Annotated in this window: 15 protein-coding genes; 10 read left to right on the forward strand and 5 right to left on the reverse strand. The window is 59.8% G+C overall.

Going from position 1 to position 16,112, the window contains the following annotated elements:
* Positions 1–89 precede the first annotated feature (89 nt).
* Genes HF257_RS22505 through HF257_RS22515 form a run of 3 tightly spaced genes read left to right on the forward strand, consistent with a single transcriptional unit; the run spans position 90 to position 3,762 of the window.
* Positions 90–596 carry a (2Fe-2S)-binding protein gene (locus HF257_RS22505; RefSeq protein ID WP_185708555.1) on the forward strand — a complete coding sequence of 169 codons (507 nt, stop codon included), beginning with the start codon at positions 90–92 and terminating at the stop codon, positions 594–596.
* Positions 593–1,582 (forward strand): FAD binding domain-containing protein, encoded by a 990-nt coding sequence (locus tag HF257_RS22510; RefSeq protein WP_185708554.1) that lies wholly within the window; start codon positions 593–595, stop codon positions 1,580–1,582. Before HF257_RS22505 ends, HF257_RS22510 begins: the two co-directional genes overlap by 4 nt.
* Complete coding sequence (locus tag HF257_RS22515) at positions 1,579–3,762, forward strand: xanthine dehydrogenase family protein molybdopterin-binding subunit (protein ID WP_185708553.1); 2,184 nt, start codon at positions 1,579–1,581, stop codon at positions 3,760–3,762. The genes HF257_RS22510 and HF257_RS22515 overlap by 4 nt, the downstream gene beginning before the upstream one ends.
* On the opposite strand, the gene HF257_RS22520 is transcribed toward HF257_RS22515, so the two are convergent.
* A complete protein-coding gene (locus tag HF257_RS22520) occupies positions 3,759–5,000 on the reverse strand; it encodes an MFS transporter (protein WP_185708552.1) in 1,242 nt (413 codons plus the stop codon). The two genes, HF257_RS22515 and HF257_RS22520, sit on opposite strands and share 4 nt — an antisense overlap.
* Positions 5,001–5,318: 318 nt before the next feature.
* On the opposite strand from HF257_RS22520, the gene HF257_RS22525 reads away from it, so the two are divergent.
* The 3 genes from HF257_RS22525 to HF257_RS22535 are packed head-to-tail and all read left to right on the forward strand — an operon-like array spanning position 5,319 to position 7,947.
* A complete protein-coding gene (locus HF257_RS22525) occupies positions 5,319–6,758 on the forward strand; it encodes a cytochrome ubiquinol oxidase subunit I (RefSeq protein ID WP_185708551.1) in 1,440 nt (479 codons plus the stop codon).
* A 1-nt stretch (position 6,759) separates the two neighbouring features.
* Positions 6,760–7,767 carry a cytochrome d ubiquinol oxidase subunit II gene (gene cydB / locus HF257_RS22530; protein WP_016973854.1) on the forward strand — a complete coding sequence of 336 codons (1,008 nt, stop codon included), beginning with the start codon at positions 6,760–6,762 and terminating at the stop codon, positions 7,765–7,767.
* 12 nt (positions 7,768–7,779) lie between these two features.
* Entirely contained in the window at positions 7,780–7,947 is a 168-nt protein-coding gene (locus HF257_RS22535; protein ID WP_010562540.1) for a DUF2474 domain-containing protein, read from the forward strand.
* Between the two features lie 65 nt (positions 7,948–8,012).
* Here the strand turns inward: HF257_RS22535 and HF257_RS22540 are convergent, their stop codons facing one another.
* Positions 8,013–9,137 carry a methyltransferase gene (locus HF257_RS22540; RefSeq protein WP_185708550.1) on the reverse strand — a complete coding sequence of 375 codons (1,125 nt, stop codon included), beginning with the start codon at positions 9,135–9,137 and terminating at the stop codon, positions 8,013–8,015.
* 158 nt (positions 9,138–9,295) lie between these two features.
* The gene (locus HF257_RS22545; protein WP_185708549.1) at positions 9,296–10,006 is read right to left on the reverse strand and encodes a helix-turn-helix transcriptional regulator; all 711 of its coding nucleotides are present in this window, start codon (positions 10,004–10,006) and stop codon (positions 9,296–9,298) included.
* Positions 10,007–10,453: 447 nt separating this feature from the next.
* Here HF257_RS22545 and HF257_RS22550 point away from each other — a divergent pair, with 447 nt between their 5' ends.
* Positions 10,454–11,230: a ferredoxin--NADP reductase gene (locus HF257_RS22550; protein WP_185708548.1), complete on the forward strand. Its 777-nt coding sequence runs from the start codon at positions 10,454–10,456 to the stop codon at positions 11,228–11,230.
* A 46-nt stretch (positions 11,231–11,276) separates the two neighbouring features.
* Here HF257_RS22550 and mscL read toward each other — a convergent pair whose 3' ends face one another.
* The gene (gene mscL / locus HF257_RS22555; protein WP_185708547.1) at positions 11,277–11,690 is read right to left on the reverse strand and encodes a large-conductance mechanosensitive channel protein MscL; all 414 of its coding nucleotides are present in this window, start codon (positions 11,688–11,690) and stop codon (positions 11,277–11,279) included.
* Between the two features lie 287 nt (positions 11,691–11,977).
* On the opposite strand from mscL, the gene katB reads away from it, so the two are divergent.
* The 3 genes from katB to radA are packed head-to-tail and all read left to right on the forward strand — an operon-like array spanning position 11,978 to position 15,518.
* Entirely contained in the window at positions 11,978–13,519 is a 1,542-nt protein-coding gene (katB, locus tag HF257_RS22560; protein ID WP_185708546.1) for a catalase KatB, read from the forward strand.
* Positions 13,520–13,575: 56 nt separating this feature from the next.
* On the forward strand, positions 13,576–14,115 hold the full coding sequence (locus HF257_RS22565) for an ankyrin repeat domain-containing protein (RefSeq protein WP_185708545.1): 540 nt from the start codon (positions 13,576–13,578) through the stop codon (positions 14,113–14,115).
* Between the two features lie 35 nt (positions 14,116–14,150).
* The gene (gene radA / locus HF257_RS22570) at positions 14,151–15,518 is read left to right on the forward strand and encodes a DNA repair protein RadA (RefSeq protein ID WP_003235145.1); all 1,368 of its coding nucleotides are present in this window, start codon (positions 14,151–14,153) and stop codon (positions 15,516–15,518) included.
* 129 nt (positions 15,519–15,647) lie between these two features.
* Here radA and HF257_RS22575 read toward each other — a convergent pair whose 3' ends face one another.
* Entirely contained in the window at positions 15,648–16,016 is a 369-nt protein-coding gene (locus HF257_RS22575; RefSeq protein WP_185708544.1) for a PilZ domain-containing protein, read from the reverse strand.
* Positions 16,017–16,112: the final 96 nt, after the last annotated feature.

The raw sequence follows: 16,112 nt of genomic DNA on the forward strand, positions 1-16,112 counted from the left end.
TCTTGAACGCTCAAAACCCCGGGCAGTCGTACCCCTGAGACGGCGACTTTCCTGAACGCCGCGGACGTACACCAACCCGTGAGGTGTTTATGAGCGCAACTCCCAATGGCGCGGCGGTCCAACCGTTCGTCAGCCACCCGATTCGCCTGCGCCTCAACGGCCAGGACCGCCAGCTGGACGTGTTGCCCTGGACCACATTGCTCGACCTGTTGCGCGAACAACTCGACCTGGTCGGAAGCAAAAAGGGCTGCGACCATGGCCAATGCGGCGCCTGTACCGTGTTGCGCGATGGCAAGCGAGTGAATGCCTGTCTAACCCTGGCGGTGATGTGCGACGGCGCCGAATTGACCACCATCGAGGGGCTGGCCGACGGCGATGTGCTGCACCCGATGCAGCAGGCATTTATCACACACGATGCTTTCCAGTGTGGTTACTGCACCCCCGGTCAGATTTGTTCGGCCGTAGGCTTGGCCAATGAGGGGCGCGCCCGCGATTCGGCGCAGATCCAGGAATTGATGAGTGGCAACCTGTGCCGCTGCGGCGCCTACAGCAATATTCGCGACGCGATTGAAGATGCCCTGGGAGGTGAACGATGAATCCCTTCCATTACAGCAAACCGGCCAATGTGCACGAGGCCGTACATCTAAGCAGTGCCGCATCACGCTTTATTGCTGGCGGCACCAACCTGCTGGACCTGATGAAAGAAAACATCAGTCGGCCCGAACACCTCATCGATATCACCGGCCTGCCGCTGCATGACATCCAGGAAACTGCTCAGGGTGGCCTGATGATCGGCGCCCTGGTGAGCAATGCCGACGTGGCCTGGCACCCGCTGATCGAGCAACGCTATCCCTTGCTTTCCCAGGCGATCCTGGCCGGCGCCTCGCCACAATTGCGCAATATGGCCAGTACCGGCGGCAACCTTTTGCAGCGCACCCGTTGCTACTACTTCTATGACGCCGACGTGCCCTGCAATAAACGCGAGCCCGGCAGCGGCTGCCCCGCGCGCACGGGCCTGAACCGCATCCATGCGATCCTTGGCGCCAGCGATCAATGCGTTGCCACTCACCCCTCAGACATGTGCGTAGCCCTCGCAGCGTTGGAGGCACGTGTGCATGTGGAAGGGCGCGGTGGCGCGCGAATTATCGAATTTGCCGACTTTCATCGCCTACCCGGTGACGCACCGCAACGCGACAATCAATTGGCTGATGATGAACTGATCACCGCCATCGAATTACCGGCCGATCGCCTGGCCAGCCACAGTCACTACCTGAAAGTCCGTGATCGTGCGTCCTATGCCTTTGCCCTGGTGTCCGTGGCCGCCGCCCTCGAATTGGACGGTGACACCATCGTCGACGCGCGCCTGGCCCTCGGCGGTGTGGCCCATAAGCCCTGGCGTGATCGGGCAGTGGAAACCGCGCTGATCGGCCAAGCCGTCAGCCGTGAAACCTTCAGTGCCGCCGCCGACACCTTGTTGCAAGATGCCGAGCCGTTGGCGCACAACGGCTTCAAGATCAAGCTGGCTCGGCGCGGGATCATTCGCGCCTTGAGCGACGCTGCTGTGGCAGGAGTTCGACCATGACCGTTATCGGCAAACCGTTGGACCGGGTTGACGGTCTGCTCAAGGTCACTGGCCAGGCGCGGTATGCCGGTGAATTTCCCGAAAAGGGCCTGCTTCACGGCAGCGTGGTGTCCAGCCGTATCGCCAGAGGCCGCGTCTTACGCATCGACGCGTCCAAAGCCATGGCTTTGCCCGGTGTGGTGATGGTGCTCGATCACCTCAACCGCCCAACAATCGCCAGCTACGACGAGGCCTTTGCCGATGCCGATGCGGCGGATGGTTCGCCGTTTCGCCCGCTCTACAACGACCGCGTGCTGTACAGCGGCCAGCCGTTGGCCTTGGTCATCGCTGACAACCTGGAGTTGGCGAGGTATGCCGGGTCCCTGGTGGAAATCGAGTACGAAACCGAGGCGTTCGACACCGACTTGGTGGCCCAACAGGCGCATGCGTACCCATCGCCCCAGACGCCGCCCGCACCACGTGGCAACTTCCAGGCCGAATGGAGTGCGGCCGCTATCCGCCTGGACGTGCACTACAGCACACCGATCGAACACCACAACCCCATGGAGCCCCACGCCAGCACCGTGCTGTATCAGCCGGATGGCACCTTGCATATTCATGACAAAACCCAGGGGCCCCAGAACTGCCAGGCCTATGTGCAAAAAATCTTCGGGCTGGATAAAAGCCAGGTGCGGATCTTCGCCGCCTTTGTTGGCGGCGCGTTCGGTTCCGGCCTGCGCCCGCAGTATCAGTTGCCGTTGGCGGTGATGGCGTCCCTGTCGCTCAAACGCTCGGTGCGCGTGACCTTGACCCGCCAGCAGATGTTCACCTTCGGCTACCGCCCGCGTACGTTGCAGCGCTTGCAGATCAGTGCCGCCGCCAACGGCAAATTAATGGCACTTGGGCATACCGCCGTTGGCCAAACGTCGCGCTTCGAGGATTTCAGCGAGCACGTGGTGGAGTGGAGCGGCATGCTCTACCACTGCGACAACGTGCAACTGACCTACAACCTGGTGCCGCTGGATGTGTTCACGCCGTTGGACATGCGCGCTCCGGGTGCCGCCCTCGGGGTGATCGGCCTGGAGTGCGCCATGGATGAACTGGCCTGTGCCCTGGGCATCGACCCCGTAAAACTGCGGCTGATCAACTACGCCGAGTGCAACCAGAACGAAAACAAGCCCTGGTCCAGCAAGGCGTTGCGCGAGTGCTACCGCGACGGCGCCGAGCGCTTTGGCTGGTCGCAGCGCAATCCGGAGCCTCGCAGCATGCGTGACGGCCGCCAGTTGATTGGCTGGGGCATGGCCGGTGGCGTGTGGGAGGCTATGCAGATGAAGGCCAGTGCAAAGGCGCGAATGGATGCTACAGGCAAGCTGACAGTCAGCAGCGCCACTACCGATATCGGTACCGGCACTTATACGGTAATGACCCAAATTGCGGCGCAGGCCAGTGGCGTTGCGGTGGACGATGTGGTGTTCCTGCTCGGCGATTCGTCGCTGCCAACGGCCCCCCTGCAAGGCGGCTCGTTTACCGTGTCGTCGGTGGGCACTGCCGTGCAGCAAGCTTGCGAAGCGTTGACCGGCAAACTGCTGGGCATCGCCCGGCAAACGTACCCGGTATTTACGGACGCGGAGTCCGTGCGCTTTGAAGGGGGCCACTTGCATGCCGGCGCCGTGAGTGTGTCGTTGGCGCAGTTGGTCAAGGACAGTGGTGAAGAGGTGTTGGAGGTTCAGGTCGACAGCGAGCCCGACAAAAAACGCGAAGGTTATGCCACCGCCACCCATTCGGCGGTTTTTGTCGAGGTGCGGGTCGATGAGGACCTGGGCACTATCAAGGTCAGCCGTGTGGTCAGCGCAATTGCGGCGGGGCGGGTGGTCAATCCCAAAATGGCCCGCAGCCAGATCCTCGGCGGGGTGGTGTGGGGTATCGGTATGGCGCTGCATGAAGAGACGCAGATTGACCATCAACTGGGCCGTTATATGAATCACAGCCTGGCCGAATACCATATCCCGGTAAACGCCGATATTGGCGAGATTGATGTGGTGTTTGTCGAAGAACACGACGAGATCGTCAACGCCCTCGGGTCCAAGGGCGTTGGTGAAATCGGTATTGTCGGGGTGGCGGCAGCGGTGGCGAATGCGATTTATCACGCCACCGGCAAGCGGGTGCGGGAGTTTCCCATCACCCTGGACAAAGTGCTCTAGGCCTTCGCGGCCTCTTCCACTGGCACATGCATGCGGTCCCGATTCGCAAGGGTCGGGAACAGCTTGATCCATACGCCGGTCACCACCAACGTACCGATCCCGCCCATCACCACGGCGGGTACCGTGCCGAACCAGTGGGCGGTAATCCCGGACTCGAATTCACCCAATTGATTCGACGCGCCGATAAACAGCCCGTTGACCGCACTGACTCGTCCGCGCATTTCATCTGGCGTTTCCAACTGCACGAATGACGCACGGATCACCATGCTGATCATGTCCGCTGCGCCTAGCACCACCAGCACGCCCAAGGAAAACCAGAACGAGGTGGACAGGCCGAAGGCAATCGTGGCCACGCCGAACACGCCGACGGCGGTAAACATCACCCGGCCCACGTGGCGATCCACCGAAAACCGCCCCAACCACAGCGACATCAACAATGCCCCTACCGCCGGCGCCGAACGCAGCAGCCCAAGGCCCCAGGCGCCCGTCAGCAGGATGTCCTTGGCGAACACCGGCAGTAACGCAGTGGCGCCGCCGAGCAGCACGGCGAACAGGTCGAGTGAGATCGCGCCAAGAATGTCCGGGCGGCTGCGGATAAAGCGGATGCCGGCCAGCAACGAGTCCAAAGTGGCCTTGCCCTTGTTGAGCGGGGTCTGGCGAGCGGGCAGGTTAAGGGTCAGCACGCAGGCGATGAGGTACAGCGCCACGGTAGGCCCATACACCCACACGCTGCCGAAGGCATAAAGCAATCCGCCCAAGGCCGGGGCGACGATGGTGGCCAACTGCTGGGCGGATTGCGACGAGGCCACCGCGCGCGGAAACAATGCCGTGGGCACGATGCTCGGCAGCAGCGCCTGGGTGGTGGGCATTTCGAAGGAGCGTGCGGCGCCCAGCAGGAAGGCGAGGATAAAGATCATCTCGCGGGTCACGGTGCCAGTCAGGCCGCCGATGGCCAGGGACAACGCTATTAGCGCCTGCACGGTCTGGCAGATGGCGGCCACCTTGCGCCGCTCATAGCGGTCGGCCACATGTCCGGTGTGCAGCATGAACAACACGCGCGGTACGAACTCAACCAAACCCACCAGACCCAGGTCCAGCACGTTGCCGGTCAGTTGGTAGAGGTTCCAGCCAATGGCCACGGTGAGCATCTGAAACCCGCTGGCGGTGAAGATGCGCGCCAGCCAAAACGCGATGAAAGGGCGGTGGTGACGCAACAGCAGCGCGGGTTCACTAGGCATCGAGAGTTCAGGTCAGGGCCGGGGGGAGCGCCGAGATTATCATTAAGTTGTAACAGATGGTTGCAACAACTGAGCTGAGGCAGTCTGTCACGCGGCAAAAGACCACGCCGTCCTACAGCCAAATCCGGACTACTCTTTCAGCAATGCTTGATCCAGATCAAAACCTCCCCAGGGATTGCTCTGGCGGCCTTAGGGCCAGAATCCCTGCGTGGTTGGTTAAAAAAAGAAACGAATTGAAATTCGCCAGACTCCATATCCGTGGGGGCAGTGGGTGCAGGCTCCCGCCAGCAGCCGGTATTACCTGACAGAGGAAGACTTATGTTCGGTTTGGAGGCGCTAGATCTCGCCCGAATTCAATTTGCATTCACCATCTCGTTCCACATCCTGTTCCCGGCGATCACCATCGGCCTGGCCAGCTACCTTGCGGTGCTGGAAGGCTTGTGGCTCAAGACCCATAACGACACCTATCGTGACCTCTACCATTTCTGGTCGAAGATCTTCGCCGTTAACTTCGGCATGGGCGTGGTCTCAGGCCTGGTCATGGCCTACCAGTTCGGTACCAACTGGAGTCGGTTCTCGGACTTCGCGGGCGCCGTCACCGGGCCGCTGCTGACGTACGAGGTACTCACGGCGTTCTTCCTTGAGGCCGGTTTCCTTGGGGTCATGCTGTTCGGTTGGAACAAGGTGGGGCGCAAGCTGCACTTCTTCTCCACCGTGATGGTGGCCGTCGGTACGTTGATTTCCACGTTCTGGATTCTCTCGTCCAACAGCTGGATGCAGACGCCACAAGGTTTTGAAATCGTCGACGGTCGTGTAATTCCCACCGATTGGTTCGCTGTGGTCTTCAACCCGTCGTTCCCGTATCGCCTGGCGCACATGGCCACGGCAGCATTCGTGGCCACTGCATTCTTTGTCGGTTCCTCGGCGGCCTGGCACCTGCTGCGCGGCAAGGACAACCCGGCGATCCGCACCATGCTCTCGATGGCGATGTGGATGGCCCTGATCGTTGCGCCTATCCAAGCGGTGATCGGCGACTTCCACGGCCTCAATACCTTGAAGCACCAACCGGCGAAAATCGCCGCGATTGAAGGCCACTGGGAAAATATCGGCAACGAGCCGACCCCGTTGATCCTGTTCGGCTGGCCGGACATGAAAGCGGAAAAAACCAAGTATGCCGTGGAGATCCCGTACCTCGGCAGCCTGATCCTCACCCACTCCCTGGACAAACAGGTGCCGGCGCTCAAGGAGTTCCCGCCTGAGGACCGTCCCAATTCCACCATCGTGTTCTGGTCGTTCCGGGTCATGGTTGGCCTGGGCTTCCTGATGATCTTCACCGGCCTGTTCAGCCTCTGGCTGCGCCGGGGCGACAAGATGTATACGTCCAAGCCATTCCTGTACCTGGCGCTGTGGATGGGGCCATCCGGCTTGATCGCGATTCTTGCTGGCTGGTTCACCACCGAAATCGGCCGCCAGCCGTGGGTGGTCTATGGCTTGATGCGCACGGCGGATGCTTCATCCGGGCATAGCCTGGCGCAGATGACCATCACCCTTGTGTTGTTCGTGGTGGTGTACTTCGCGCTGTTCGGCGCCGGTTTGGGCTACATGATGCGCCTGGTGCGCAAAGGTCCTGTGACCCACGAAAGCACCGAGCCAACCCACGGCGGCCCTGGCCAGAAACGCACACCGGCCCGTCCGTTGTCCGCCGCCGATGATGGCAGCGACGACGACCACGTCGACATCCAGCACAAGGGGCATTGAGATGGGTATTGATCTTCCGCTGATCTGGGCCGTGATCATCATCTTCGGCATCATGATGTACGTGGTCATGGACGGTTTCGACCTGGGCATCGGCATTCTCTTTCCGTTCATCCCCGGCAAAGTCGACCGTGACGTGATGATGAACACCGTCGCGCCGGTCTGGGACGGTAACGAAACCTGGCTGGTGCTCGGTGGTGCGGCGTTGTTCGGCGCGTTCCCGCTGGCCTATTCCGTGGTGCTGTCGGCGTTGTACCTGCCGTTGATCTTGATGCTGATCGGGCTAATCTTTCGCGGCGTGGCCTTCGAGTTCCGCTTCAAGGCCAAGGACCACAAGCGTCACCTGTGGGACAAGGCGTTCATCGGTGGTTCCATTGCGGCCACCTTCTTCCAGGGCGTGGCGCTGGGGGCGTTTATCGATGGCATTCCGGTGGTCGATCGCCAGTTTGCCGGCGGCTCGCTGGATTGGCTCACGCCATTCACGATGTTCTGCGGTGTGGCCTTGGTAGTCGCCTACGCGTTGCTCGGTTGCACCTGGCTGATCATGAAGACCGAAGGCAAGTTGCAGGAGCAGATGCACAACCTGGCGCGGCCATTGGCCTTTGTTGTGTTGGCGGTGATTGGCATTGTCAGCTTGTGGACGCCGCTGGCGCATCCGGAAATCGCTTCGCGCTGGTTCACCCTGCCAAACCTGTTCTGGTTCCTGCCGGTGCCGATCCTGGTATTGGTGACCATGTACGGGCTGATCCGTGCGGTGGCGCGTAATGCGCACTACACGCCGTTCCTGCTGACGCTGGTGTTGATCTTCCTCGGCTACAGCGGCCTGGGTATCAGCTTGTGGCCCAACATCATCCCGCCGTCCGTGTCGATCTGGGACGCGGCGGCACCACCGCAGAGCCAGGGCTTCATGCTGGTGGGGACGTTATTCATCATCCCGTTCATCCTGGGCTACACCTTCTGGAGCTACTACGTGTTCCGCGGCAAGGTCACCCACGAAGACGGCTATCACTAAGAGGGTCGTTGCATGTCCGGCAAACCTACGTTGCACGAGATTGAACAGGCCGAGAAACAGCCGTTGTGGCGGCGCTTGGGGTGGTTGGCGATGATCTGGACCGGCAGCGTGCTGGCCCTGTTTGTCGTGGCCAGCCTGATGCGCATGTTCATGAATGCGGCTGGCCTGACCACCCACTGACATCCCGATCCGGGCTTCGCGGCCCGGCTTTCAACCCTGCCTCTCGCAAGAGTGGCAGGGTTTTTTTATTTGCGTGCCTTGAGGATCACGAACTTGGGCGTGGCCGCCACTTGCTCGACGCCCCGGAACAGTCGCGCCAATTTGCTGTGATAGCCCAGGTGACGGTTGCCGACTATATAGAGCGCGCCACCTACCACCAGCGCTTCACGCGCCTGCTGGAACATGCGCCACGCAAGGAAGTCGCCGACCACCTGCTGCTGGTGGAACGGTGGGTTGCACAGCACTACGTCGAGCGAATCCGGTTCCTGGCCGGCCAGGCCATCGGCGGCGCGCACGGTCACGTCGCGGTCGCCGAGGGCGGCTTGCCAGTTTTCGGCAGCCGATTGCACGGCCATGTATGACTCGTCCAGCAGGGTGTACTGCGCATCGGGGTTTTGCAGTGCACTGGCGATTGCCAATACGCCGTTGCCACAACCCAGGTCGGCCACACGGGCGTTGCCCAGGTTTTTTGGCAGGTGTGGCAGGAACGCGCGAGTGCCGATATCCAGGCTTTCACGGCAGAACACGTTGGCGTGGTTGAGCAGTTCGATGGCAGGCGTGTCCAGCGTGTAGCGGGTCGGGTAGGGCGACACTGCGACTGGGCGATCCGCGGAGGTGGCAATCAGCAGCCGCGCCTTCTTCACCGCCAGCGACGCATGCATGGGGCCGATATACCGCTCCAGCATTTCCCCGGCTGCCCGTGGCAGGTGTTTGACCATCGCCCCGGCGATCACTTCTGCGCCTGGGGCCAGTTGGCCCTGCAGGCGAATCAGCTGTTCTTCCAATAACGCCAGGGTCTTGGGCACGCGGATCAGCACCCGGTCGAACGGCCCGTTGGGTACTTGGCTGGCGGGAATGAATGTCACGGCATCAAAGGCCTTGCCATTGCGCACCAGGTTCTTCTCCAGGCCCTGGCCCGCTAGGAACGAGTCGCCGCTGGAGGTCACCTGCACCTGGCCATCAAGGCTGGCGGCCAGGGCGCCAAAACTGTCGTTGAGCACCAACACACGGGTGGCAGCAACGGGTTGCTGTTCTGCCAGGTAGTTGAGCAGGTACTCATCGGCGGCATCGAAGGCTTGCAGCGGATCATTGTGTTGCTCTGGCTGGCGGATCAGATCGAGCTGGGCGAAGGGGCTTTCGAGCAGGGGCATGGCGGGGGAGGCTCTGGGTCATCGATGGGAGTTCGACAGTTACCTGCGAACCCTCTGAGTGAACTGCGACGTGGGCCCCATGGGCTGCGTCAACACTCAGAATTGGGCGTAAATGTTACTTTTTTTCCAGAGGGATTACATGCGGTGTTTCCACGCGATTAAAAGCAGCCCATTTTGGATGCCCTTAGTACTGCGGCAATCTTGTTATTGACCCCCAGTTTTTTGAAAGAACTGCTGATATGGAACCCCACCGTGCGCTCCGACAAGCAGAGGATGGCGGCAATGTCCGCGGCGGTCTTGCCCATGGCTGACCATTTGAGGATTTCCGTTTCCCGTGGTGTCAGCTTACTGGGAGCTTTGACGCCAGGTTCGTCGGCAAATTTGTGGGCTACTACCGCGTGCATTGCATGACACAGCCACAGCACCTGGCCGGCTTTTTCGTACAGTTCTTCCGGGCTGACTTCGCCTTTGGTACGACCCAGGGTCAGCATGCTGAAGACCCCCTGGAAATCATGCACTGACTGCGTCCAGCCCAGGTGCACACCATGCGCTTGGGCCAATTCCCACAGGTTCGGCGCGGCGCCAAATGCCTTCTTCTCCCACACTATTGGCAATACGCTGCGTTTGCAGTGGGCGACAACGGGGTCTATTTCGAAGAAGTGTCCTTGTTTGTAGACAGTGTTCCATTCACTGGGGTAGTTATTTATATAAACAGGTTTTGTGTGGTTTTCAGGTATTTGAGAACTCATCGTAAATGAACAGAATTGGAAGCCGAGCTCTAAGGTGTGATTGAGGGCCATTTCAAAAACACTGGTTATCTGGTTCTCGCCCTCCAGCTTAGGGAGTCGTGTGTTGCGCCAGCTAATCATTGGTCACTCTCCATGAGATTTTACGTACTGTGGGTACGTCCTCACCCCGCAGTTGCACGAAACTGATTGTAGGATATGACCTACATAATTTAGTGAAAAAATAGTCAAAAGCTGTTGTGTTGTTATGGTGCTTGACCTTGTACAAATTGCAGGTGTCTGTGCAAGTTGTATTGGCATATATCTTTTCTAATTGAAATTAGAGAGTTGCCAATGCTGCCAAATTGATAGCTATTAACAACACTGCATCATCTGATAAGTGATTTAGACTGTATTAATAGCCAAATGATTAGTTGCGTGGTCGTCGGCTAACTGTTTCTCCAACGTTACGCACGCTCACTCACCGCAGCCATTGGCGGGACGTGAAAGGCGCAAATGCCAGTACAAATCAACGGTGTTTGCGCTCGCCACTTTGAGGGACACTAGGGCACCTGTAGAACGGAGCCCCCCATGACGGCCAGCGCTGAGAAATTTACCCGCCAGACCTTGCTAGACGTGCAGTCGCTGACTCCCAGTCTGTTTACCCTGCGCACTACCCGTGACGCGGGCTTTCGTTTCACCGCAGGCCAGTTTGTGCGCCTGGGGGTGACCAAGGCGGATGGCAGCACGGTGTGGCGTGCTTATTCATTGGTGTCCTCGCCGTTCGATGAACACCTCGATTTCTTTTCCATCGTCGTTCCCGGCGGAGAGTTCACCAGCGAATTGAGCCGTCTGCGGGTCGGCGACACCTTGATGGTGGAGCGCCAGGCCACCGGGTTTCTAACGCTGAACCGTTTTGTCGATGGCCGCGATTTGTGGATGCTGGGTACCGGCACCGGGGTCGCGCCGTTCCTGTCGATCCTGCAGGACTTCGAGGTTTGGGAAAAATTCGAGCGCATCATCCTGGTCTATAGCGCCCGCGAGGCCAAGGAGCTGGCGTATCAGGCGCTGATCAAATCATTAGGCGAGCGTGAATACCTGGCTGAACATGCGCACAAGCTCGTCTACCTCCCAATTGTCACCCGCGAACAACACCCTGGCGCATTGAACGGGCGCATTACCACGCTGATTGAAAACGGTGAGTTGGAGCGCGCCGCGGGTGTCGAACTGACGCCTGAACACTCCCGCGTCCTGATTTGTGGCAACCCGCAAATGGTTGATGACACACGGCAGTTACTCAAGCAGCGCGATATGCAACTGAGCCTGAGCCGACGTCCCGGCCAAGTGGCGGTGGAAAACTACTGGTAACAAAAAGGCGCCCCTTGGGGCGCCTCGTTTTACTGGCAGACGACGCTCAAGGCTTGTCGTTCTGCGCCTTGAGCAGATCGCGGATTTCACCCAGCAACACTTCTTCCTTGGTCGGCGTCGGCGGCAGGCTTGGCGCCACGGCCTCTTCACGCTTCAGGCGGTTGATCGCCTTCACGCCCATGAAGATCGCAAACGCGACGATCACAAAGTCGATCACGCTTTGGATGAATTTGCCGTACGCCAGCACTACAGCAGGCACATCGCCTTGCGCCGCCTTGAGCGTTATCGCCAAGTCGCCGAAGTCTACGCCACCGATCAACAGACCGATGGGAGGCATCACTACGTCGCCTACAAACGAGGAAACAATCTTGCCGAAGGCGGCGCCGATGATGATACCGACGGCCATATCGACCACATTACCTTTGACCGCGAAGGCCTTGAACTCACTGATCACGCCCATAGGTTATTCCTTGTTACAGATGAGAAGGGTGGAACTCAGTGTAAGTCAGTCGTAGAGCCCTTGCGCGACACAACTGTTAACACTGTTAGGTTTTATCGACACATTAAATCGCAAATAGTTTGCAAAATGCCACCAGTCGCGCGCGAAATACTCGTGATTTCAGTGGGTTACAACACTATTTTCTTTATCGGCTTGGTACTACTTTTCTATTTATCTTCTGCGCCCCAGGTCACTAGCCTCTGGCAAGCACAACAGAATGTGCACTAAAAAAACCAGAGGAAACCTCGATGAATAACTCAATGAGCCGCGGGCCCGTTTCAGCGCGATCAGCGCTGATACTGGTGACTGCCAGCTTGCTGTCCCTGTCGGTGCAAGCCGCCAACCTGACCCGCGATAACGGTGCAGCCGTCGGCGATAACCAGAACTCGCAAACCGCCGGCGCCAATGGCCCGGTGTTGCTGCAAGACGTGCAACTTATCCAGAAGCTGCAGCGCTTCGACCGCGAACGCATCCCTGAGCGCGTGGTACACGCCCGTGGTACCGGCGCCCACGGCACGTTCACCGTCACCGATAACCTCAGCGACCTGACCAAGGCCAAGGTGTTTGCCGCCGGCGAAACCACACCGGTGTTCGTGCGCTTCTCGGCCGTGGTGCATGGCAACCACTCTCCGGAAACCTTGCGTGACCCACGCGGTTTCGCCACCAAGTTCTACACCGCCGACGGCAACTGGGACCTGGTGGGCAACAACTTCCCGACCTTTTTTATCCGCGATGCCATCAAGTTCCCGGACATGGTCCACGCCTTCAAGCCAGACCCGCGCACCAACCTGGATGACGACTCCCGTCGCTTCGATTTCTTCTCCCACGTACCCGAAGCCACCCGTACGTTGACCGAGCTGTACTCCGACTCCGGCACCCCCGCGAGCTACCGGGAAATGGACGGCAATGGCGTGCATGCCTACAAGCTGATCAATGCCAAGGGCGAGGTGCACTACGTCAAGTTCCACTGGAAGAGCCTGCAAGGCATCAAGAACCTTGATCCCCAGCAAGTCACCGAGGTGCAGGGCCGCGACTACAGCCACATGACCCACGACCTGGTCACGCATATCAACAAGGGCGACTTCCCCAAGTGGGACCTGTACGTGCAGGTGCTCAAGCCTGAGGACTTGGCCAAGTTCGATTTCGACCCGCTGGATGCCACCAAGATCTGGCCGAACGTGCCGGAGCGCAAAGTCGGGCAGATGGTGCTGAACCGCAACCCGGCCAATGTGTTCCAGGAGACCGAGCAAGTGGCAATGGCCCCGGCCAACCTGGTGCCGGGTATCGAACCGTCGGAAGATCGCCTGTTGCAAGGCCGGGTGTTCTCCTACGCAGACACCCAAATGTATCGCCTGGGCCCTAATGCCCTGCAACTGCCGATCAACGCGCCACGGGTGGCCGTCAACAACGGCAACCAGGACGGCGCGATGAACGTCGGCAAGACCAGCAGCGGCGTGAACTATCAGCCGAGCCGCCTGGAGCCACGGGAAGAACCGCAGGCCGCGCGCTACAGCCAATCGGCGCTGTCGGGCAGCACGCAGCAGGCGAAGATCCAGCGCGAGCAGAACTTCAAGCAAGCCGGTGACTTGTACCGCTCCTACAGCAAGAAAGAGCGTCAGGACTTGATCGACAACTTTGGCGGCTCCCTGGCCACCACCGACGACGAGAGCAAACACATCATCCTGTCGTTCCTCTACAAGGCTGACCCGGAGTACGGCACTGGCGTGGCCAAGGTTGCCAAGGGTGATCTGGCGCGCGTGAAGGCGCTGGCGGAAAAGCTGACTGACTAACGTTGGTTCCGGTCGGCGCCCTCAAGCGGGCGTCGGCCTTTGGCAGGAGAAAAGCCATGCGTATTTCTATCGGGCTGTTAATGGTCATGCTGGCCTTTGTTGTCCGTGCCGAGCCGCCCGAGCCTGTGGCGCTCAAGGCCCAGTTGCAGGACTACTATTTCGATGCCGCCCGCCGTGGCGACCTCGACATGCTCAACACCTTTATCGACTCCGGCTACAGCCTCAACACCCAAGACGACAAGGGCTACACCGCGCTAATTTTGGCGGCCTACCACGGCCAGGGCGCGTTCGTGGAGCGCCTGCTCAACGCCGGTGCAGACGCCTGCGTACAGGACAAGCGCGGTAACACTGCACTGATGGGGGCGATCTTCAAAGGCGAGCTGAAAATCGCCCAGCGGCTTCTGGCCACCGACTGCAACCCCGACCAGCGCAACGGTGCCGGGCAGACAGCCGCCATGTACGCCGGACTGTTCAAACGTGTCGAGTTGCTGGATGAGTTGAAGGCCAAGGGCGCTGACCTCAACGCCGAAGACCCGATCGGCAACAGCGCATCACGATTGGCCAGTGGTGAAATCCGGACCCCGGCGCCGCGCTGAGCTATCATCGCGGTTTTTCGGTTGGAGGTTCTCAAATGGCAAAGGCCAAGCGCATGTACGGCTGCACGGAGTGCGGCGCGACCTTTCCCAAGTGGGCCGGCCAGTGCACCGAATGCGGTGCGTGGAACACGCTGACTGAAACCATGATCGAAAGCGGTGGCGCTGCAGCCCCCACCGGTCGGGCCGGTTGGACCGGGCAGCAAGCGCAGATCAAGACACTGGCCGAGGTCAGCGTCGAAGAAATCCCACGGTTTTCCACCGCCTCCGGTGAGTTGGACCGTGTGCTCGGCGGCGGCCTGGTGGACGGCTCGGTGGTGTTGATCGGCGGTGACCCAGGCATCGGCAAATCGACGATCCTGTTGCAAACCCTATGCAGCATTGCCAGCCGCATGCCGGCGCTGTATGTCACGGGCGAAGAATCCCAACAGCAGGTGGCCATGCGCGCCCGACGCCTGGGGTTGCCTCAGGACCAACTGCGGGTCATGACCGAGACCTGCATCGAAAGCATCATCGCCACGGCGCGTATCGAAAAGCCCAAGGTCATGGTGATCGACTCGATCCAGACGATTTTCACCGAGCAACTGCAGTCGGCGCCGGGCGGCGTGTCCCAGGTGCGGGAGAGTGCGGCGCTGCTGGTGCGTTATGCCAAGCAGAGCGGCACGGCGATCTTCCTGGTGGGCCATGTGACCAAAGAGGGCGCGCTGGCCGGGCCACGAGTGCTGGAGCATATGGTCGACACCGTGTTGTATTTCGAGGGCGAGTCCGACGGTCGCCTGCGTTTGTTGCGGGCGGTGAAGAACCGTTTCGGCGCGGTCAATGAGTTGGGCGTATTCGCCATGACTGACCGCGGACTGAAAGAAGTCTCCAACCCGTCGGCGATTTTCCTCACCCGTGCCCAGGAAGAAGTCCCAGGCAGTGTGGTGATGGCGACGTGGGAAGGCACTCGGCCGATGCTGGTAGAAGTGCAAGCGCTGGTGGATGACAGCCATTTGGCCAACCCACGGCGTGTCACCTTGGGTCTGGATCAGAACCGACTGGCGATGTTGCTGGCGGTATTGCACCGTCATGGCGGCATTCCGACCCACGACCAGGACGTGTTCCTTAACGTGGTGGGCGGGGTCAAGGTGCTGGAGACAGCGTCGGACCTGGCGTTGATGGCGGCGGTGATGTCCAGCTTGCGTAACCGGCCATTGCCGCATGACTTGCTGGTGTTTGGTGAGGTGGGGCTGTCGGGTGAAGTGCGTCCCGTGCCTAGCGGCCAGGAGCGGCTGAAGGAAGCCGCGAAGCACGGCTTCAAGCGCGCCATCGTACCTAAAGGCAATGCGCCGAAGGAGTCGCCGCCAGGCATTCAGATTATCGGGGTGACGCGCTTGGAACAGGCGTTGGATGCGCTGTTCGAGTAATCAGCAACGCCACAAAACCAATGTGGGAGCGGGCTTGCTCGCGAAGGCTGTCTATCAGTTGATACATGAGCCGACTGACACACCGCCTTCGCGAGCAAGCCCGCTCCCACAGTTGATCTGCGTGGATGCTCAGGTATCCAGCAATGCCGCCAACTCGCGATGCAACTCCTCCTCATCTCCAAGATTCAACTCGACGAACCGCCGCAAATAGCTGATCGAATCCAGGTCGATATGCTGGCACACGAACCCCAACTGCCCATGATCCTCATGGGTCAGCCGCACTTGCATCTTGATATGGGCCTTAGCGTCCAGGCGTATGTCCACATCAAACGGCAGCGCCTTATTGCCCTTCCAGTCTTCGGGCCGTTGCACCAACAACCCTTTTAGCGACAAATCCACCAATTGCACTGGCCATTCGCGACCGTTTTGCCGAAGTTCGGTCTTGGCGTCAAAGGCGATCCTGCGGAAACGGCGGCGGTCAGATGGTTGTTCGGTCATGGTGGAACCCTCTGTGGATAAGGGAATTGTAGCGCCGAGCCATCATTGGGCCTTTATTTCTGCTTTTTTTGCCCGCAGAAGGCTCTAGACCAACGT

This window comes from Pseudomonas cremoris, from assembly GCF_014230465.1.

Bases quoted from the DNA above. Each gene is read 5' to 3' on its own strand.
- HF257_RS22505 (WP_185708555.1), top strand. From the start codon at position 90: ATGAGCGCAACTCCCAATGGCGCGGCGGTCCAACCGTTCGTCAGCCAC.
- HF257_RS22510 (WP_185708554.1), top strand. From the start codon at position 593: ATGAATCCCTTCCATTACAGCAAACCGGCCAATGTGCACGAGGCCGTA.
- HF257_RS22515 (WP_185708553.1), top strand. From the start codon at position 1,579: ATGACCGTTATCGGCAAACCGTTGGACCGGGTTGACGGTCTGCTCAAG.
- HF257_RS22520 (WP_185708552.1), bottom strand. From the start codon at position 5,000: ATGCCTAGTGAACCCGCGCTGCTGTTGCGTCACCACCGCCCTTTCATC.
- HF257_RS22525 (WP_185708551.1), top strand. From the start codon at position 5,319: ATGTTCGGTTTGGAGGCGCTAGATCTCGCCCGAATTCAATTTGCATTC.
- cydB (WP_016973854.1), top strand. From the start codon at position 6,760: ATGGGTATTGATCTTCCGCTGATCTGGGCCGTGATCATCATCTTCGGC.
- HF257_RS22535 (WP_010562540.1), top strand. From the start codon at position 7,780: ATGTCCGGCAAACCTACGTTGCACGAGATTGAACAGGCCGAGAAACAG.
- HF257_RS22540 (WP_185708550.1), bottom strand. From the start codon at position 9,137: ATGCCCCTGCTCGAAAGCCCCTTCGCCCAGCTCGATCTGATCCGCCAG.
- HF257_RS22545 (WP_185708549.1), bottom strand. From the start codon at position 10,006: ATGATTAGCTGGCGCAACACACGACTCCCTAAGCTGGAGGGCGAGAAC.
- HF257_RS22550 (WP_185708548.1), top strand. From the start codon at position 10,454: ATGACGGCCAGCGCTGAGAAATTTACCCGCCAGACCTTGCTAGACGTG.
- mscL (WP_185708547.1), bottom strand. From the start codon at position 11,690: ATGGGCGTGATCAGTGAGTTCAAGGCCTTCGCGGTCAAAGGTAATGTG.
- katB (WP_185708546.1), top strand. From the start codon at position 11,978: ATGAATAACTCAATGAGCCGCGGGCCCGTTTCAGCGCGATCAGCGCTG.
- HF257_RS22565 (WP_185708545.1), top strand. From the start codon at position 13,576: ATGCGTATTTCTATCGGGCTGTTAATGGTCATGCTGGCCTTTGTTGTC.
- radA (WP_003235145.1), top strand. From the start codon at position 14,151: ATGGCAAAGGCCAAGCGCATGTACGGCTGCACGGAGTGCGGCGCGACC.
- HF257_RS22575 (WP_185708544.1), bottom strand. From the start codon at position 16,016: ATGACCGAACAACCATCTGACCGCCGCCGTTTCCGCAGGATCGCCTTT.